This window comes from Streptomyces sp. NPDC007901 (assembly GCF_042959465.1).
Classification (GTDB): Bacteria; Actinomycetota; Actinomycetes; order Streptomycetales; family Streptomycetaceae; genus Streptomyces.
This window is the reverse complement of sequence record NZ_JBIBKW010000008.1, coordinates 92168-110031: the sequence shown is the minus strand read 5'-3', so window position 1 is coordinate 110031 and position 17864 is coordinate 92168. Positions and strand designations below refer to the sequence as shown.

Annotated in this window: 15 protein-coding genes; 6 read left to right on the top strand and 9 right to left on the bottom strand. The window is 71.6% G+C overall.

Annotated elements, in window-relative coordinates; genetic code table 11:
* Positions 1-13: 13 nt before the first annotated feature.
* Both ACFZDK_RS25980 and ACFZDK_RS25975 read left to right on the top strand, forming a co-directional pair.
* A complete protein-coding gene (locus tag ACFZDK_RS25980; protein WP_390976074.1) occupies positions 14-427 on the top strand; it encodes a DUF742 domain-containing protein in 414 nt (137 codons plus the stop codon).
* Between the two features lie 170 nt (positions 428-597).
* Complete coding sequence (locus ACFZDK_RS25975) at positions 598-1203, top strand: ATP/GTP-binding protein (protein WP_390976072.1); 606 nt, start codon at positions 598-600, stop codon at positions 1201-1203.
* A gap of 3 nt (positions 1204-1206) precedes the next feature.
* Here the strand turns inward: ACFZDK_RS25975 and ACFZDK_RS25970 are convergent, their stop codons facing one another.
* A complete protein-coding gene (locus tag ACFZDK_RS25970; RefSeq protein WP_390976069.1) occupies positions 1207-1635 on the bottom strand; it encodes a TIGR03618 family F420-dependent PPOX class oxidoreductase in 429 nt (142 codons plus the stop codon).
* A gap of 94 nt (positions 1636-1729) precedes the next feature.
* Between ACFZDK_RS25970 and ACFZDK_RS25965 the strand changes: the two genes are divergently transcribed.
* Both ACFZDK_RS25965 and ACFZDK_RS25960 read left to right on the top strand, forming a co-directional pair.
* Positions 1730-2143, top strand: a complete 414-nt coding sequence (locus ACFZDK_RS25965; protein ID WP_390976068.1) for a roadblock/LC7 domain-containing protein — start codon at positions 1730-1732, stop codon at positions 2141-2143.
* A gap of 127 nt (positions 2144-2270) precedes the next feature.
* Complete coding sequence (locus ACFZDK_RS25960) at positions 2271-3200, top strand: DUF6397 family protein (RefSeq protein ID WP_390976066.1); 930 nt, start codon at positions 2271-2273, stop codon at positions 3198-3200.
* Between the two features lie 21 nt (positions 3201-3221).
* Here ACFZDK_RS25960 and ACFZDK_RS25955 read toward each other — a convergent pair whose 3' ends face one another.
* Entirely contained in the window at positions 3222-4088 is an 867-nt protein-coding gene (locus tag ACFZDK_RS25955) for an acyl-CoA thioesterase domain-containing protein (protein ID WP_390976064.1), read from the bottom strand.
* A 34-nt stretch (positions 4089-4122) separates the two neighbouring features.
* Positions 4123-6636, bottom strand: coding sequence for a DUF3516 domain-containing protein (locus ACFZDK_RS25950; RefSeq protein ID WP_390976062.1), 2514 nt, complete (start codon positions 6634-6636; stop codon positions 4123-4125).
* Between the two features lie 145 nt (positions 6637-6781).
* Here ACFZDK_RS25950 and ACFZDK_RS25945 point away from each other — a divergent pair, with 145 nt between their 5' ends.
* Positions 6782-7576 carry a metal-dependent hydrolase gene (locus tag ACFZDK_RS25945; protein WP_390976060.1) on the top strand — a complete coding sequence of 265 codons (795 nt, stop codon included), beginning with the start codon at positions 6782-6784 and terminating at the stop codon, positions 7574-7576.
* Between the two features lie 26 nt (positions 7577-7602).
* Here ACFZDK_RS25945 and ACFZDK_RS25940 read toward each other — a convergent pair whose 3' ends face one another.
* The 6 genes from ACFZDK_RS25940 to ACFZDK_RS25915 form a co-directional block, all read right to left on the bottom strand.
* Positions 7603-7863, bottom strand: coding sequence for a type B 50S ribosomal protein L31 (locus ACFZDK_RS25940; protein WP_355711964.1), 261 nt, complete (start codon positions 7861-7863; stop codon positions 7603-7605).
* Between the two features lie 51 nt (positions 7864-7914).
* Positions 7915-8385, bottom strand: coding sequence for a DUF5709 domain-containing protein (locus ACFZDK_RS25935; protein WP_390976057.1), 471 nt, complete (start codon positions 8383-8385; stop codon positions 7915-7917).
* 195 nt (positions 8386-8580) lie between these two features.
* Positions 8581-10362 carry an ATP-binding cassette domain-containing protein gene (locus ACFZDK_RS25930; RefSeq protein ID WP_390976055.1) on the bottom strand — a complete coding sequence of 594 codons (1782 nt, stop codon included), beginning with the start codon at positions 10360-10362 and terminating at the stop codon, positions 8581-8583.
* Complete coding sequence (locus ACFZDK_RS25925) at positions 10359-12170, bottom strand: ABC transporter transmembrane domain-containing protein (protein WP_390976053.1); 1812 nt, start codon at positions 12168-12170, stop codon at positions 10359-10361. The genes ACFZDK_RS25930 and ACFZDK_RS25925 overlap by 4 nt, the downstream gene beginning before the upstream one ends.
* Positions 12171-12333: 163 nt before the next feature.
* Positions 12334-14352 (bottom strand): N-acetylmuramoyl-L-alanine amidase, encoded by a 2019-nt coding sequence (locus ACFZDK_RS25920; protein ID WP_390976051.1) that lies wholly within the window; start codon positions 14350-14352, stop codon positions 12334-12336.
* A 214-nt stretch (positions 14353-14566) separates the two neighbouring features.
* Positions 14567-16087: a M1 family aminopeptidase gene (locus ACFZDK_RS25915; protein ID WP_390976049.1), complete on the bottom strand. Its 1521-nt coding sequence runs from the start codon at positions 16085-16087 to the stop codon at positions 14567-14569.
* Between the two features lie 142 nt (positions 16088-16229).
* Between ACFZDK_RS25915 and ACFZDK_RS25910 the strand changes: the two genes are divergently transcribed.
* The gene (locus ACFZDK_RS25910) at positions 16230-17831 is read left to right on the top strand and encodes a peptide-N4-asparagine amidase (protein WP_390976047.1); all 1602 of its coding nucleotides are present in this window, start codon (positions 16230-16232) and stop codon (positions 17829-17831) included.
* The last annotated feature ends 33 nt before the right edge of the window (positions 17832-17864 follow it).

The window sequence follows — 17864 nt, the reverse complement described above, 5'->3', positions numbered from 1 at the left end:
AAGACCGCCCCCGATGACCGAGTACGCGAGCGGCACCCCGCACGAGCCGGGCAGCCAGTGGTACGACAACGAGGCCGGGCCGCTGGTCCGCCCCTACGCCATGACCGGCGGCCGCACCAGACCGGGCCCCACCGGGGTGCGGTTCGACCTGATCGCCCTGGTCACCCTCGACCCGGGCGCACCCGGCGTGGACGACGACACCCCGCTCGGCCCCGAACACCGGGCGCTGATCGACCTGTGCCGGGTGGAGACGCAGTCCGTCGCCGAACTCGCCGCCGGAGCCGACCTCCCCGTGGGGGTGGTCCGGGTGCTCCTGGGCGATCTGCTGGAACTGGGCTGCGTCACCGTGAGCCGCCCGGTGCCACCGGCGCAGCTCCCCGACGAACGGATTCTGCGCGAGGTCATCGAGGGATTGCGGGCACTGTAGATGACCATCCGGAACCAACCGGGCACGAGCCGGTCAGCACCGACGCGTTCCGGTCCAACCGTCCGCGGCCGAGCGGCAGTTGTCATGATGCTGGCTTCGCGTCCTGACCACCCGCAGTGTGCCGAACCCCCAGACGTCGACCGAAGCCGGCCCTCCCGAGAGAAGTGATCATGGTCTCCGAGCACTCCGAGCCCGCCGCCGACGACACGGCGGCCATGGCGCTCAAGATATTGGTCGCCGGCGGCTTCGGCGTCGGCAAGACGACCCTGGTCGGTGCCGTCAGCGAGATCCGGCCGCTGCGCACCGAGGAAATGCTGAGCGAAGCGGGCCAGTTGGTAGACGACACGGACGGCGTGGACCAGAAGGTCACCACCACCGTCGCCATGGACTTCGGACGCATCACCATCCGCTCCGGGCTCTCCCTGTACCTCTTCGGCACCCCGGGGCAGGACCGGTTCTGGTTCCTCTGGGACGAGCTGTCGCAAGGGGCCCTCGGTGCCGTCGTCCTCGCCGACACCCGCCGTCTGGAGGACTGCTTCCCGGCGGTCGACTACTTCGAGCACCGGCACATTCCGTTCGTCGTCGCCGTCAACTGCTTCACCGGCGCCCGGGCCTACGGCGCCCACGACGTCTGCCGGGCCCTCGACCTGGACCAGGGCACGCCGGTGGTCCTGTGCGACGCCCGCGACCGGGACTCCGGCAAGGAGGTGCTGATCCGCCTCGTCGAGTACGCCGGGCGGATGCACACCGCCCGGCTCCTCGACTCGGTGGGCTGAACCTCAGTCAGCGAGGTCCTTGAGCGCCACCACCTTCTCCACGGCGACCCGGACCACCAGCTCGCCCGGGACGCCGTTGCGGGCGCCGAACTCCTCGGCCCGCTCCTCTCCCATGTACCGAGCGGAGATCCGGGTGGCCCAATCACGTACTTCGTCCAGCTCCTCCGACAACCGGGCACGCCCGCTCAGCACCACGAAATGGAAGGGGGGCCGGTCGTCGTCCACGCACAGGGCGACCCGCCCGTCGCGGGTGAGATTGCGCCCCTTCACGGTCTCCTTGCCGGTGTTGAAGACCAGATCGTCTCCCTCCAGCAGGAACCAGATGGGGGCCACATGCGGGCTGCCGTCGGCGTTGACGGTGGACAGCTTGCCGGTGCGGGTGCCGTGCGAGACGAACGCCCGCCATTCCTCGTCGGTCATCTTCTGTGCCATGTCCCCATCCTCCTTGCCCGGACGCCGGTGGTGGGGAAGGCTGGCGGGGAGATCCTCCAGCCAGGGGGAGAGGGCACACGGGGAGACGCGGGACATGGCGCAGAACCAGGGACTCGGCTGGCTGCTCGACGACCTGACCGAGCGCGTGGAGCACGTACGGCACGCGCTGGTCCTGTCGAACGACGGGCTGGTCACGGGCGCGAGCACGGGCCTTCGCCGGGAGGACGCGGAGCATCTGGCCGCCGTTGCCTCCGGGCTGCACAGCCTCGCCAAGGGCTCCGGACGCCACTTCGGCGCCGGTCAGGTCCGCCAGACGATGATCGAGTACGACGACGCGGTCCTGTTCGTCACCGCCGCCGGAACCGGCAGTTGTCTGTGCGTGCTCAGCGGCGCCGAGGCCGACATCGGCCTGATCGCCTATGAGATGACCCTGCTGGTGAACCGCGTCGGCGAACACCTCGGCGTGGGCGCCCGGCAGCCGGAGAGAACCTCCGTGATGGACCTCTGACCTGCGGATTCATCGTAAGCCGCGGGGTTATCCACAGGTCTGCCACGAGATTCGCCGCAGCGGCTACGGTCTTTTCCACGGCGAGCGCACCCGGCGCGAGCCACCCGCTCCACGGGGGAGAACGACCATGCCCGGCAGCCACGCCATCACCCAGCCCCGCCCGCTCACCTGCGCGTCGAGCCGCGCGGCTCGAGAACTGGGCCTCAAGCGAGGCGAGTTCGACCTCGCGGTGCATCTTGGCCGAATCCGTACGGTGCCCGACGAGGGCGGCGGTGGAGGCCGCCGCGTCCCACGCGCCGAGATCGACCGGCTCCTGGCCCGGGCCGATTCCCTCCGCGAGAGCGTGCGGGTCGTGGGGACGGCCGAGGGCGCGGCCCTGATGAAGATCCCGGCGAGCAGGTTCACCCGGTTCGCCAAACTGGGCCTGACCACCCCCGTGAAGTGGTATCCCAATCGCTATCGGGCCGTGGTCTGGCTCTATCTGGCCGAGGAGCTACGGCGGTTCGCGGCCGACGAGAAGAACGCGCGGCTGCTCACCGGCCGTACCCCCGAAGACCTGCGCGACCGGCTGAACGCGGGCGCGGACCAGCGGGCCCGGAACTGGCGGGGACGCCACTGCGGCTTCCTGTTGAGGCAGGCGGACGGGCCGTGGGAGCGGGCCGGTGCGGTGGCGGGCTTCCTGGACCCCGAAGAGATCGACGAGGTTCTGACGGACCTCCACGAGCGCGCGTACGTCAGGTCCCTCCGTTCGGCCCCACCCGCCCACGGTGCGCCGGGCTCGTCCGCCGCGCAGCTCGCCGAGGAGCTCATGACGGCGGACGACCCGGACGAGATCGGCTGGTTCCGGAGCGAGCTGGCACGGGAGGTGGCCCAAGCCCGCACGCTCCGGCCGGCACCCCGCGCTGCCGCACCGGCCCACAACCCTGCCGCACCGACTCAAGACCCTGCCGCCCCGGCTGAACACCTTGCCGCACCGCCTCGCCCCCCGGCACCGCCCCGGCCCGCGCACGGCCTGCGCGCATGGCTGCGCCGCAGAAGCCCCCGCCTCGCCCACTGAACTCGGCACTCCGAGCCCGAACTACAGGGCCCGGAAAAGCCCTTCCTGGACGACCGACACCAGCAGCCGCCCCTCCAGGTCGTAGACCCGCCCGCGGGCCAGACCCAGCCCGCCCGTGGCGACGGGGGACTCCTGCTCGTACAGGAACCACTCGTCCGCCCGGAACGGCCGGTGGAACCACATCGCGTGATCCAGCGAGGCGATGTCGAAGTTCCGCGGCCCCCACAGCGGTTCGACCGGGACGCGCACCGCGTCCAGCAGGGTCATGTCGCTGGCGTAGGTCAGCGCGCAGGTGTGCACCAGCGGGTCGTCGCCCAGCGGGCCGACCGCGCGCATCCACACCGCGCTGCGGGGCTCGGCACCCGCTATCTCCTCGGGGTGCCAGCGCAGCCGGTCCACGTAGCGGATGTCGAAGGGCTGCCTACGCGCCATCCGCTCCAACTGCTCCGGCAGCTCGCCCAGATGCTTGCGGATCTCCTCCGCGAGCGTGGGCAGCGACTCGGGGTGCGGCACCTCCCGGAACGGCGGCAACTGGTGCTCGAAGGCTCCCACCTCAGGCTTGTGGAAGGAGGCGGTCAGATTGAAGATCGTGCGGCCCTGCTGCACGGCGGTGACCCGGCGCGTCGTGAACGACCGTCCGTCCCTGACCCGTTCGACCTGGTACACGATCGGCACCCCCGGCCGGCCGGGACGCAGGAAGTACGCGTGCAGCGAGTGCACCGGGCGGTCGTTCTCCACGGTGCGGCTGGCGGCGACCAGCGCCTGCCCGGCCACCTGGCCGCCGAAGACCCGCTGGAGGGACTCCTGGGGGCTGCGGCCGCGGAAGATGTTGACCTCGATCTGCTCCAGGTCGAGCAGGTCGACCAGTCTCTCGGCCGGGTTCGTCATGGGTGGGGTTCTCCTGTGGTCGGGGCAGGCCGGGTCAGAGCTGGCCGACATCGGTGACGCGGACGATCGCGCGGCCCTCGGCGTCGGAGGCCGTCAGGTCGATCTCCGCGCTGATGCCCCAGTCGTGGTCGCTGTTCGGGTCGTCGAAGATCTGGCGGACCCGCCACAGCGCGTTCTGCGGCTCCTCCTGGATGACGAGCAGCTTGGGGCCGCGGGCGTCGGGGCCGGTGCCCAGGTCCTCGTACTCGTCCCAGTACTTGTCCATCGCGTCGCCCCAGGCGTCGGCGTCCCAGCCGGACTCCGCGTCCATCTCGCCCAGTTCCTCGACCTGGTCGAGTGCGGCGAGCTCCACGCGCCGGAACATCGCGTTGCGGACCAGGACCCGGAAGGCGCGCGCGTTGGCGGTGACTGGCTTGACCTCGTCGGCCTTCTCCTGGGCCTCCTCGGCGGTCATCTCCTCCGGATTGGCGAGCTGCTCCCACTCGTCCAGCAGGCTGGAGTCGACCTGGCGCACCATCTCGCCCAGCCACTCGATCAGGTCTTGCAGGTCCTCGGACTTCAGGTCGTCCGGGATGTTGTGGTCGAGGGCCTTGTAGGCGCTCGCGAGGTAGCGCAGCACGATGCCCTCGGTGCGGGCCAGCTCGTAGACCGACACCAACTCGGTGAAGGTCAGCGCCCGTTCGTACATGTCCCGGATGACCGACTTCGGCGACAGCGGATGGTCGCCGACCCAGGGGTGGCTCTTGCGGTACGTGTTGTACGCGTGGAAGAGCAGCTCCTCCAGGGGCTTCGGGTACGTGACGTCCTGGAGGCGCTCCATGCGCTCCTCGTACTCGACGCCGTCCGCCTTCATCGCGGCCACGGCCTCGCCCTTCGCCTTGTTCATCTGGGCGGCGAGGATCTGGCGCGGATCGTCCAGGGTGGACTCGACGACGGACACCATGTCGAGAGCGTAGGACGGCGATTCGGGGTCGAGGAGTTCGAACGCGGCCAGGGCGAAGGTCGACAGCGGCTGGTTGAGCGCGAAGTCCTGCTGGAGGTCGACGGTGAGCCGGACGATGCGGCCGGTGGCGTCGGGCTCGTCGAGCTTCTCGACGATGCCGCCGTCGAGCAGCGACCGGTAGATCGCGATCGCCCGGCGGATGTGCCGCAGCTGCTGCTTGCGCGGCTCGTGGTTGTCCTCCAGAAGGTGGCGCATGGCATCGAAGGCGTTGCCCGGGCGGGCGATCACCGACAGCAGCATCGTGTGCGTCACGCGGAAACGCGAGGTCAGCGGCTCCGGTTCGGACGCGATCAGCTTCTCGAAGGTGTTCTCCGTCCAGCCGACGAAGCCCTCCGGCGCCTTCTTGCGCACCACCTTGCGCCGCTTCTTCGGGTCGTCGCCCGCCTTCGCCAGCGCCTTCTCGTTCTCGATGACGTGCTCGGGCGCCTGGGCGACCACCAGACCTGCCGTGTCGAAGCCTGCCCGGCCCGCACGGCCGGCGATCTGGTGGAACTCACGGGCGCGCAGGGTGCGCACCCGGTTGCCGTCGTACTTGGTGAGGGCGGTGAACAGCACCGTGCGGATGGGCACGTTGACGCCCACGCCCAGGGTGTCGGTGCCGCAGATGACCTTCAGCAGACCGGCCTGCGCGAGCTTCTCCACCAAGCGCCGGTACTTGGGGAGCATGCCGGCGTGGTGCACGCCGATGCCGTGCCGGACGTAACGGGAGAGGTTCTGGCCGAACTTGGTGGTGAAGCGGAAGTTGCCGATCAGCTCGGCGATCTGCTCCTTCTCGCCCTTCGAGCACATGTTGATGCTCATCAGCGCCTGCGCCCGCTCCACCGCCTGGGCCTGCGTGAAGTGCACGATGTACACCGGCGCCTGCCTGCTCTCCAGGAGCTCGGTGAGCGTCTCGGTCATCGGGGTGAGCTGGTACTCGTAGGAGAGCGGCACCGGACGGGTCGCCGAGCGGACCACCGCGGTGGGGCGACCGGTGCGGCGGGTCAGGTCCTTCTCGAAGAAGGAGACGTCGCCGAGGGTGGCCGACATGAGGATGAACTGCGCCTGGGGGAGTTCGAGGAGCGGGATCTGCCAGGCCCAGCCGCGGTCGCCCTCCGCGTAGAAGTGGAACTCGTCCATGACGACCTGGCCGACGTCCGCCTGCCTGCCGTCGCGCAGGGCGATGGAGGCGAGCACCTCGGCGGTGCAGCAGATGACGGGCGCGTCGGAGTTCACGGAGGCGTCGCCGGTGAGCATGCCGACGTTCTCGGTGCCGAAGATCTTGCACAGCTCGAAGAACTTCTCCGACACCAGCGCCTTGATCGGAGCCGTGTAGAAGGTGACCTCGTCACGGGCGAGCGCGGCGAAGTGCGCGCCCGCCGCGATCATGCTCTTGCCGGAGCCGGTCGGCGTCGACACGATCACGTTCGCCCCGGAGACCGCCTCGATCAGCGCCTCCTCCTGGTGCGGGTAGAGCGTGAGGCCACGCTCCTCGGCCCAGGACTCGAAGGCTTCGTAGAGGGCGTCGGGGTCGGCGGTCGGCGGCAGTCGATCGATGAGGGTCACGGACCCATCTTGCCTGGCCTTGGTGGTGAGAGGGGAATCGGCTGCGAGCACGAAGATCATGGCCGCTACGCTGTGTCGCCGACGGAGCGTCATCGCACCCGGTCAACTGGACAGCGGCATACGAGGAATGGGGCGGGCAACGGCCATGATGGGACCAGCACACTCACTGTCGGGGGCCGCCGCCTGGCTCGGCGTAGGAGCCGCGGCGGCAGCGGCCGGGCATGCGATGCCCTGGCCGGTGCTGCTGGTCGGGGCGCTGATCTGCGCCGGCGCCGCGCTCGCCCCGGATCTCGACCACAAGGCCGCCACCATCTCGCGCGCCTTCGGACCGCTCTCGCGCTGGCTCTGCGAGATCGTCGACAAGCTCTCCTACGCCGTCTACAAGGCGACCCGCAAGCCCGGCGACCCGCGCCGCAACGGTGGGCACCGCACCCTGACCCACACCTGGGTGTGGGCGGCGATGATCGGCGGAGGCTGCTCGGCCGCGGCGATCCTGGGCGGCCGGTGGGCGGTGCTGGCGATCCTCTTCGCGCACATGGTGCTGGCGATCGAGGGTCTGCTGTGGCGGGCCGCCCGCGGCTCCAGCAGCGATGTGCTGGTGTGGCTGCTGGCGGCGACCAGCGCCTGGATCCTGGCGGAAGTCCTGGACAAGCCGGGCAACGGCGCGGACTGGCTGTTCACCCAGCCCGGCCAGGAGTACCTGTGGCTGGGGCTGCCGGTGGTGCTGGGGGCGCTGGTGCACGACATCGGGGACGCGCTGACGGTCTCCGGCTGCCCGATCCTGTGGCCCATCCCGATCGGCCGCAAGCGCTGGTACCCGCTGGGCCCGCCGAAGGTGATGCGGTTCCGCGCGGGCAGCTGGGTCGAGCTGAAGGTGCTGATGCCCGTGTTCATGGTGCTGGGCGGCATAGGCTGCGCCGCCGCCCTCAACGTGATCTGACCCCGAGGGAGCCCCGAGGGCCAGGGTCAGCCGGCCTTCCCCGAGCCGTTCCCGTAGCGGCGCTCGAAGGCGGCGACGCGGCCCTCGGTGTCCACCGTGCGGGCCTTGCCCGTGTAGAAGGGGTGGCTCTCGGAGGAGATCTCCACGTCGACCACGGGGTAGGTCTGGCCGTCGTCCCACTCGATGGTCTGCTCGCTGGTCGCGGTCGACCGGGTCAGGAACGCGTAACCGGCGGCCCGGTCGCGGAAGACCACGGGATGGTAGTCGGGGTGCTTGTCCTGCTGCATGGCGGCTCCTCGGACAGAGCGGTCGGGGCGGTCGGGCGCGGACGGAAGGGCTCAGCCGTAGGCGGTGTCCTCGTCGACGATGTGCATCGCGGCCTCCTCGGCGGAGGCCCCGGCGCCGTCGATGCCGATGTCGGTGGCGACCAGGCCGTTCTCGTCGTCCTCGTGCGCCCCCTCGTTCGGGGCCACCAGGCGGCCGGAGCGCAGATCGCCGACCTCGTTGTCCAGGGGTTCGCCGTCGCTGCCCTGGCAGTCGCCGATGCCGTCGTCGTCCGGGACGCCCGGATCGGGCAGCTCCTCGGCGAGCCGCTGGTCCAGGGTCTCGCCCCGGTGGCGCTCCGCCGCGGTCACCCCGGTGTGCTCCACGGCCCACGGCCGTTCGGGCGGGGACCAGCCACGGTCCAGGGGATCGCTGACGCCGTCGGACTCCAGCGTGTCCTCCACGTCGAGCAGTCCCGTGTCCTCGCGGATCTCGGATCCGTCGGGCTGGTAGACGTCGTCCCCCCATCCGTCGGCGGTGGTCACGGCTACCTCCAGGGAGTGAGGACGCGGTCCGCGGGGCGGGCCGCCGGCACGCTCGGCACGGGTCTCACACGGCGCGAACCCTGCGGTTCCCGGTCGGTTTCCGCACCGGTGCCGCTCTCCAGCCTTCCACCCCTGCTCGCACCCGCGCAACGGCACGGGGCGCGACCTGCGGCGCGCACCCCGTGCCACGGCCCGTCACCCGTGCCACGACCGCCACAGCGCCGCGTAGGGCCCGCCGGCGGTCACCAGCTCGTCATGGCTGCCGAGCTCGCTGATTCGGCCGTTCTCGACCACGGCGATGACGTCCGCGTCATGGGCGGTGTGCAGCCGGTGGGCGATGGCGACCACGGTGCGGCCGTCCAGGACCCGGGCCAGGGACCGTTCCAGATGGCGGGCCGCCCGCGGGTCCAGGAGCGAGGTCGCCTCGTCAAGGACCAGGGTGTGCGGGTCGGCCAGCACCAGCCGGGCCAGTGCGATCTGCTGGGCCTGCGCCGGGGTCAGCGCGAGGCCGCCCGAGCCGACCTCGGTGTCCAGGCCCTCCTCCAGGGCCCGCGCCCAGCCGTCCGCGTCGACCGCGCCCAGGGCGGCCCACAGCTCGGCGTCCTCGGCGTCGGTTCGGGCGAGCAGCAGGTTGTCGCGCAGGGAGCCCACGAAGACGTGGTGCTCCTGGTTGACGAGGGCCACGTGCGAGCGGACCCGTTCGGCGGTCATTCGGGACAGCTCCGCGCCGCCCAGCGTGATCCGGCCGTCCCGGGGCGCGTAGATCCCGGCGAGCAGCCGGCCCAGGGTGGACTTGCCCGCGCCCGAGGGGCCGACCAGGGCCAGCCGAGTGCCGGGCGCGACCTCCAGGGAGACCTGGCGCAGCACGTCGACGCCCTGCAGGTAGCCGAAGCGGACCTGGTCCGCGTGGACCTCCCGGCCGGAGGGGGCCAGCGCGGCGTCCCCGGCGTCGGGCTCGATGTCCCGCACGCCGACCAGCCGGGCCAGCGACACCTGGGCGACCTGGACCTCGTCGTACCAGCGCAGGATCAGGTTGATCGGCTCGACGAGCATCTGGGCGATGAGCGCGCCCGTGGTCAGCTGGCCGACGTCGATCCAGCCGTGCAGGACGAACACCCCGCCGATCATGAGCACCGAGCCGAGCACCACGGTGTGCGTGGCGTTCAGCGCCGGGAAGAGCACCGAGCGCAGCCACAGCGTGTAGCGCTCCCAGGCCGTCCACTCCTTGACCCGGCGGTCGGACAGGGCGATGCGCCGGGCGCCGAGACGGTGCGCCTCGATGGTGTGACCGGCGTCCACGGACTCCGCGAGGGCGGCGGCCACGGCCGCGTACCCGGCGGCCTCGGAGCGGTAGGCGGAGGGCGCCCGCCTGAAGTACCAGCGGCAGACGGCGACCAGGATCGGCAGGGCGAGCAGCACGGTGGCGGCCAGCGGTGGCGCCGTGACGACGAGCCCGCCGAGCAGCAGCGCCACCCACACCACGCCGATCGACAGCTGCGGCACGGCCTCCCGCATCGCGTTGCCGAGCCGGTCGATGTCGGTGGTGATACGGGACAGCAGATCGCCGGTGCCGGCCCGCTCCAGCACGCCCGGCGGCAGCCCGACCGAGCGGATGAGGAAGTCCTCGCGCAGGTCGGCCAGCATCCGCTCGCCGAGCACGGCGCCCCGCTGCCGCACCTCTCGCACGAAGACGGCCTGGACGGCGAGGGCGAGCGCGAACAGGCCGATGGTCAGGCCCAGATGGAGCTCACGGGTACCGTCCGAGACCCGTTCCACGAGCCCGCCGAGCAGGTACGGGCCGACCATGGAGGCGACCACGGCCACCGCGTTGACGGTGATCAGGAGGAAGAAGGCCCGGCGGTGCCGGCGGAACAGTTCGGCCACGTAGGCGCGGACGGTCGCGGTGGCGCCGACGGGCAGGGTGGTGGCCGTGGTCGGGGCCGCCGGGTCGTATTCCGGTGGCGCGACGCCGATCATGCGCTCTCCTCGATCTCTTCCAGTGCCGCGCCGCGCAGCGCGACCTCGTCGTCCGCGGGGTTTCGACGGGCGGTTTCCTCAGCCGTCTCCCGGGTCACCACCGCCCGGTACTGCGGCTCGGTGCGCACCATCTCGCGGTGCACGCCGACCGCCACGACCTCGCCCTCGTGGACGAGGACGACCCGTTCGGCCCGGTCGAGCAGCAGCGGCGAGGAGGTGAACACCACGGTCGTACGGCCGGACCGCAGCTCCCTGAGGCCCTCCGCGATCCGTGCCTCCGTGTGGGAGTCGACGGCGGAGGTGGGTTCGTCCAGGACGAGCACCTCCGGGTCGGTGATCAGCGACCGGGCCAGGGCGAGCCGCTGGCGCTGCCCGCCGGACAGGGAGCGGCCCCGCTCGGTGATCCGGGCGTCCATCGGGTCGGTGACGTCCAACGAGCCCTGGATCAGGGCCTCCAGGACGTCCGCGCACTGGGCGGCGGCCAGCGCGTCCGCCGCGCGCACCGCCCCTGAGGCCGGCACGTCGAGCAGCTCGCGGAGCGAACCGGACAGCAGCACCGGGTCCTTGTCCTGGACGAGGACGGCGGTCCGGGCGGCCTCCAGGGGCAGTTCGTCCAGCGGTACCCCGCCGAGCAGGACGGAGGTGCCGGCCTCGGCGGGGTGGCCGCCCAGCCGTGCGGCGAGGAGACCGGCAGCGTCGGGGTCGCCGCAGACCACCGCGGTCAGCCGGCCCGCGGGCGCCAGCAGACCGGTGGCCGGGTCGTACAGGTCGCCGTCCGGTACCGTCTCCGCGCGTGAGCCGCCGGTGTCCGTGGCCCGCTCCAGGGAGAGCACCCGAGCGGCCCGCTTCGCCGAGGGACGGGAGAAGGAGTAGGCCATGGCGATCTCGGTGAAGTGCTGCAGCGGATAGTTGAGCATCATGACCGCGCTGTAGACGGTGACCAGTTCGCCGACGGTGACGCGGCCCTCGCGGGCGAGCTGGACACCGCGCCAGACGACCGCGATCAGCAGCAGCCCGGGCACCAGCACCTGGATGGCGGAGATCAGCGACCACATCCGGGCGCTGCGCACCGCCGCGCGCCGTACCTCCTGGGAGGCGCGCCGGTAGCGGTCGAGGAAGAGGTCCTCGCCGCCGATGCCGCGCAGCACCCGCAGCCCCGCGACGGTGTCCGAGGCAAGCTCGGTGGCCCGGCCGGCCTTGGTGCGCTGGAAGTCGGCGCGCCGGGTCGCCCGGGGCAGCAGCGGCAGCACCGCCAGCGCCACCAGGGGCAGACCGGCGGCGACCATCCAGCCGAGCGCGGGCTGGTAGAAGAGCAGGGCGACGCCGACCACGACCACGGTCACCGCGGCCGCGGTGAAGCGGGAGACCGCCTCGACGAACCAGCCGATCTTCTCGACGTCGCCGGTGGAGACCGCCACCACCTCGCCGGCCGCGACCCGGCGGGTCAGTGCCGAGCCCAGCAGGGCGGCCTTGCGGGCGAGGAGCTGCTGGACGCGGGCGGCGGCGGTGATCCAGTTGGTGACGGCGGTGCGGTGCAGGAAGGTGTCGCCGACGGCGATCGCCGTACCGCACACCACCAGCAGACCGCCCGTCAGGGCCAGCCGGGTGCCGGACCGGTCGACGACGGCCTGGACGGCGAGGCCCACACAGAACGGCAGCGCGCAGACGGACACGAAGTGCAACAGGCCCCAGGCCAGCGACTTGAACTGGCCGCCCAGCTGGTTCCGCCCGAGCCACCACAGGAATCGGGGACCCGAACGCGCGTCGGGCACGCCCGGATCGGAGTACGGAAGATCTTGAATCTGCATGACGTCCCAGCGGCTTGTGTCGGGGGAGGGGGAGGTGGCGACAAGCCGTGAAAGGTTCGCGTCGTAGCGTGGTCGAAATCAAACGGTTTTCCCGGGCGGCCGTCGAAATCCACTGCCTTCCGGACAGGGTCCGCCGCCCACCGCGCGAGGAATGGTCGGTGGTTCACGGCCTGGTCGAGCCGTTCTGCTGCCCGGCCCCACCCGCCGCGCCGGCGGGGGCGGTCACCAGGTCCACGTCGTCCGCGCGGACGTAGGCGAGCCGGTGACCGAGCTGGATCTCGTAGTACTTCTCGTGGCCCAGCACCACGGGCTGCGGTGTGTCGGAGAAGAACGACCTGTCGACGTAGGAACTGCCGACGGCGGCCTGGGTCACATACCGCTGACCCGCCCGGATGGTGTAGGGGAGCGGCGCCTCCGATTCCTCCTCCACGCCCTCCGGGTAGGCCTCCTCCTCCGGGAGGGCCCGGCCGAACGCCGGGATCTCGTCCAGTCCCTCCTTCGGCGTGATCATGCGCCCGCTCGCGCCGACGGCCGTCGGGTGGTCCTTGGGGTTCCTGAACCAGGCCTTGTTGCCCTGGAACCAGATCGCCGTCCACTCGCCGCTGCGGTCGGCGACCGCGAAGACCTGGCCGGTGGAGACGCGTGAACCGAGGTCGCTGACGTCCTCGGTGGAGTCGTCGCCGTCCGGTCTGCGGCCCGGGTCCTGGAGCAGCGGGGCGTTCTCGTCCGGTTCGGTGTGCAGGCGGACGGCGCTGGAGCCGTGCGGCTTGCACTTCTTGCCGTCACCGTCGCACCCCGTGTACCGCGGCTGGTAGGTGGCGTAGTCCGGCAGGATCATCACCATGTCGCTGTCCGGTCCGGCGGTGGCCTTCAGCGGTGCGCCCAGCAGCTCGAAGTAGTGCCGCCAGTCCCAGAACGGGCCGGGGTCCTCGTGCATCTCGGGGATGCTGTCGGCGGTCGGGGAGGGCACGTTGTCATGGCCGAAGATGTGCTGCCGGTCCATCGGGACGCTGTACTTCTTCGCCAGGTAGCGCACCAGGCGCGCCGAGGACCGGTACATCTGCTCCGTGTACCAGGTCCCGGGGTGGGCGAGGAAACCCTCGTGCTCGATGCCGATCGAGCGGGCGTTGACGAACTTGCTGCCGGAGTGCCAGGCCTCGTCCTTGGTCCTGACGTGCTGGGTGACATGGCCGTCGCTGGAACGGATCGAGTAGTGCCAGGACGCCTCCGTCGGATCCTGCACGGTCTTGAACATGTTCGGCAGGTTCGACTCGGTGTCGTGGATGACGATGTACTCGATCCGCTGGTCCCGGGGCCGGTCGGCCAGGTCGTGGTTGCCGTAGTCGCCGTCGTCGTCGATCTCCTCATAGGGCGCGGCGAGCCAGTCGCAGGTCAGGTCGGCGGGGCACTCGACGTTCTTCGGCCGCCGCGCGGACTGCGGGCCGGGGTGCAGGCGGACGCCGGGGGAGGCCGGCAGCGTGACGTCCTGCCCCTCGGCGGTGGTCCGGTGCGCTCCCCGGCGGATCAGGCCGAAGACGTCGTCGGCGTAGGTGGCGGCCGATGTGACGTCAGGTGTGCCGGGGAAACGTTCCACCGCCTGCCACCAGTCCTCCGGGCGGGCACTGAGCGGCTTGCCGAGATGCCGCTGTGTGGCGGCCAGCAGGGCCGCGCCGCCGCGCACGTTGGCGACGGCGTCCGTCCGCAGCTGCCCGGCCGGGGTCTTGATCAGCCGTGCGGCGCGTCCCAGGTCCGCCGGCTGCACGGTGTGACCGCCCGGAGCGCCCGAGGCGCCCGAACCTCCCGTACCGCCCGCCGTCAGGTCGCGCGGCATGGTGGTCCGCCCGTTCGCCTCGACCGGGCCCGCTGCCGGTGCCTCGGCCTGGACCTGGCCGGTGTCCACCAGGTGCATCGGCCCGTAGCCGCCCGCGACGCTGGGCGCGCCGGGATGGGCGTCCCAGCGCGACTGCATGTAGGACACGCTCATGAGCACACTGCGCGGTACGTGGAACTCGCGTGCGGCGTCCGTGAAGGCGTTCTGCAGTCGTTGGCCCTCCGCCTCGTCGTCGCCGGACGCAGGGAGGATGAGCAGCGGTGGCAGCATCGCCGCCGTCGCGAGCAGGCAAGCCGTCCGGCGGCAGATCCGGGCGGCGTCGGGCACACGTGGAGCGACAGTTCTTCTCATTACAGAGGGTCTCCAACCGCTTGCAGAGGGTCTCCCACCACGCTTGTCGCAACCAAGGCAGAGGAGTTGCCCTTCACGTCACCCCCTGTACGTTTCCGTGCCCGGCGCGATGCGGCGCGCCGAGCTTCACCGGGGTGGCCCAGCGGTCCGGCAGAGGCCACCCGGTCGGCGGGCAACGGCCCGTCATCCGTGGGCGGCCACGCATCGCGCGGCCTCAGTCCTCGACCGGGTCCACCTGCCAGTCGGGGTGACCCGGCATCGGCGGGGTGTCCGGCCCGTACAGCCACGGGGTCAGAAACGGCGTCAGATCCTCACCCGCGACCTCGGAGGCGAGGGCGACGAAGTCCCGGGTGCCGGCCGCGCGGCCCCGGTACCTGGTCACCCAGGTCCGTTCGATCCGGTCGAACATCTCGTCACCGACCTTCTCCCGCAGGGCATACAGCACCAGCGCCGAGCCGTCGTACCGCATCACCTTGAAGAGCGTCGGCTCCGTGGGCTCGGCGGGCGCCCCGTCGTCGTGCCGCCACTGGTCGTGCTGCTCGTACGCGGCCCGCATGGCGTCCTCCATGCTGACTCCGCCGTGCTCGGCGGAGTAGAGCCGCTCGTAGAAACGGGCGTGACCCTCACTCAGCCACAGGTCGGACCAGCGCCGGATGGCGACGCTGTCACCCGTCCAATGGTGTGTCAGCTCGTGGACGAGGTTGCGCTCGGCGTCCACCCGGTCGCCCAGCAGGTCGTCCTTGGGTACGACGGACAGCGACTGCGTCTCCAGCGCCACCGGCAGGTCCGTGTCCCCGACCAGCACGCCGTAGCGCCGGAACGGGTACGGGCCGAGCCGCTTCTCCAGCCAGGCGAGGTGCTCCGGGGTCAGCGAGCGCGGCTCCTCGGTGTCCGCGACCAGGCCGTCCGGCACGACGTCCCGGACGGGCAGCCCGCGCGGGCCTGTGCTGTCGAGGACCGTGAACCTCCCGATCGCCACCTGGACCAGCTGGGCCGCGATGGGCTCCTCGGAGTCGTAGGTCCACCGGACCCGTCCGCCGGGGCGCCCGGCGCGGTCGACGAGCCGGCCGTTGGCGACGGCGCGGACACCCGGCGGGGTGGTGATGCGGAAGGTGACGGGCGCCCGCAGGCTGGGGTGGTCGTCCACCGGGAAGACCAGCTTGGCGCCGTCGGGCTGAGCACAGATCAGGGTGCCGTCGGGGGTGGGCACCCAGCCGTACTCGCGGATCGCGTCGCCGCGGTGCCGGCGCTGGGTCGGGTCGGCGGTGTAGGCGACGCGGACGGTGAACGTGCCGCCGCGCGGGATCGCCCGCGCGGGTGTGACGATGAGTTCGTCGCCGTCGCGGACGAAGGAGGCCGGAGCCCCGTCGACGGTGACCTTGTGCAGGGTGTTGCCCGCGAAGTCGAGGTCGAACCGGGACAGGGCCTGGGTGGCGGTGGCGCTGATGGTGGTGCCGGCCTCGAAGGGCGTCCCGGGTGCCCGCCAGTCGAAGTCGAGGGTGTAACGGCGGACCGTGTAGCCGCCGTTGCCGTCCAGCGGCATGAGCGGATCGCCGATGCCCGGCGCGCCGGGGGCGGGGGCCGGTCCGGACGGGGCGGCCGAGGGGCCCGGAGCGGGGGAGCCGGGGCCCTCGTGCGGGAGGCCCGCGAGAACGGCGTCGCAGGTGAGGGTGACGGCACCGCCGAGGGCCAGGGCGAGGGCCGCGCGGCGGACACGAGCGGTGGTGATCTCCATGGGCAGCACTGTGGCAGGAGTATCCACTTATAGCACCATATGCACCTATCGGGTGCGCCCGTGCGGGTCGGGTGGCCGCCGGTCCGCCGTCGGCCGGTCTCCCCATTGCGGTCGATGGTCAACTCCCCGTAGAACACCGGCCATGAGAAGACGGATCGTCATGTCCATGCTCGCAGGGGCGACACTCCTCGCGAGCGCCCTCCTCGGTACCGGTGCTCCTGCCGCCCGGGCCGCCGACGTCCCGGCCGAGTTCGGCACCGACTGGCACGACCCGGTGACCGCGGCTCCGCCGGTGTCGGTGCCCAAGGGTGCCAAGTCCTGCCAGGTCACCCTGGCCGAGGCCCAGTTCCGCGACTTCACGCCGTACCAGGGGACGTACACGCCACCCCGAGGCTGCGGTGACCGGTGGAGCAAGGTGGTGCTGCGGCTCGACGGCAAGGTGAAGGGCCGTCAGTACGACCGCCTGGGCTATCTGCACGTCGGCGGCGTCGAGGTGCTGCGCACCTCCACGCCCGAGCCCTCCCCGGACGGCATCGAGTGGCATGTGGAGAAGGACGTCACGCGCTACAGCGACACCTTCCGCACGGCCCAGGACGTCGAGATGCTCATCGGCAACGTCGTCGACGACACCTACACCGGGGTCATCGACGTCAAGGCCACGCTCACCTTCTACGAGGGGCGCGCGCGGGCCGCCGCCGTCCCCGACAAGGTGCTGACCCTGACCGACGGCACCACCCTCACCGCCCCGCGCAACAGCGAACGCATCGTCGCCGAGGTGTACGCCACCGGATCCGGCGGCGGCTGCGAGGAGTTCTGGTACCTGACCGTGGCCGACCCGGCGTCGTACTCCTGCAAGGCGGACAAGGGGCCGTACCGGGAGGTGCAGATCAAGGTCGACGGCCAACTGGCCGGAATCGCCGCGCCGTTCCCGAACGTGTGGACCGGCGGCTGGTCCAACCCCTTCCTCTGGTACGTCATCCCGGGCCCCCGCGCCTTCGACGTCAAGCCGATCGAATACGACCTGACACCGTTCGCCGGACTGCTCGACGACGGCCGCCCGCACCAGGTCGAGGTCTCCGTCGCCGGGGTGCCCGAGGGGCAGGCCGGGTGGAGCGCGCCGGTGAACGTGCTGGTCTGGCAGGACGCGCACCGCGCCCACCTCACCGGGAGGCTCACCGGGGCCACGGCCTCGGAGCCCGCCAACTCCTCGGTGTACACACCGGGTTCGGGGGAGTACCGGGTCGACACCGACGCCGGGCACCGGTTCGCCGTCTCCGGATACCTCGACACCTCGCACGGCCGGGTGACCACCGCCGTCAGCCGGACGCTGGCCAACACCTCCGTCCACCGCTGGAACGACGGCGAGACCACCGACGCGCTCGACGCCACCTGGACGGACGACCAAAAGGTCACCGTGACAGCGGTGGGCGGGGCGCCCCGGACGACCGCCACCCACCGGACGTACACCATGAACGGCGCCATCACCGTCGGCGCCGACGACCGGCTGCGCACCGAACTCACCCTCGGCGACCGGGCGACGGTCGTGGGAGCCGGAGGTGGCCGGTCGCGGCTGGACGACACCTACCGCGGTGACGCGACGTACACCCTGGGCGTACCGCGCGACCAGCGGCACGCGGTCGGCACGTCGAGCGAGCGGTACCGGCTGTACGGCTCCGGCGGGTGCTACGACCGTTCGCTGGCCACCGAACAGGGGGTGCTGACGGAGGATCGCAGCGGCTGCTGAGCCGAGTTGTGTGCGATGTGTCACTCGGAACGT

Excerpts from the sequence above, each read along its gene's own strand:
- ACFZDK_RS25980 (WP_390976074.1), top strand. The coding sequence starts at position 14 with ATGACCGAGTACGCGAGCGGCACCCCGCACGAGCCGGGCAGCCAGTGG.
- ACFZDK_RS25975 (WP_390976072.1), top strand. The coding sequence starts at position 598 with ATGGTCTCCGAGCACTCCGAGCCCGCCGCCGACGACACGGCGGCCATG.
- ACFZDK_RS25970 (WP_390976069.1), bottom strand. The coding sequence starts at position 1,635 with ATGGCACAGAAGATGACCGACGAGGAATGGCGGGCGTTCGTCTCGCAC.
- ACFZDK_RS25965 (WP_390976068.1), top strand. The coding sequence starts at position 1,730 with ATGGCGCAGAACCAGGGACTCGGCTGGCTGCTCGACGACCTGACCGAG.
- ACFZDK_RS25960 (WP_390976066.1), top strand. The coding sequence starts at position 2,271 with ATGCCCGGCAGCCACGCCATCACCCAGCCCCGCCCGCTCACCTGCGCG.
- ACFZDK_RS25955 (WP_390976064.1), bottom strand. The coding sequence starts at position 4,088 with ATGACGAACCCGGCCGAGAGACTGGTCGACCTGCTCGACCTGGAGCAG.
- ACFZDK_RS25945 (WP_390976060.1), top strand. The coding sequence starts at position 6,782 with ATGATGGGACCAGCACACTCACTGTCGGGGGCCGCCGCCTGGCTCGGC.
- ACFZDK_RS25940 (WP_355711964.1), bottom strand. The coding sequence starts at position 7,863 with ATGCAGCAGGACAAGCACCCCGACTACCATCCCGTGGTCTTCCGCGAC.
- ACFZDK_RS25930 (WP_390976055.1), bottom strand. The coding sequence starts at position 10,362 with ATGATCGGCGTCGCGCCACCGGAATACGACCCGGCGGCCCCGACCACG.
- ACFZDK_RS25925 (WP_390976053.1), bottom strand. The coding sequence starts at position 12,170 with ATGCAGATTCAAGATCTTCCGTACTCCGATCCGGGCGTGCCCGACGCG.
- ACFZDK_RS25920 (WP_390976051.1), bottom strand. The coding sequence starts at position 14,352 with ATGAGAAGAACTGTCGCTCCACGTGTGCCCGACGCCGCCCGGATCTGC.
- ACFZDK_RS25915 (WP_390976049.1), bottom strand. The coding sequence starts at position 16,087 with ATGGAGATCACCACCGCTCGTGTCCGCCGCGCGGCCCTCGCCCTGGCC.
- ACFZDK_RS25910 (WP_390976047.1), top strand. The coding sequence starts at position 16,230 with ATGAGAAGACGGATCGTCATGTCCATGCTCGCAGGGGCGACACTCCTC.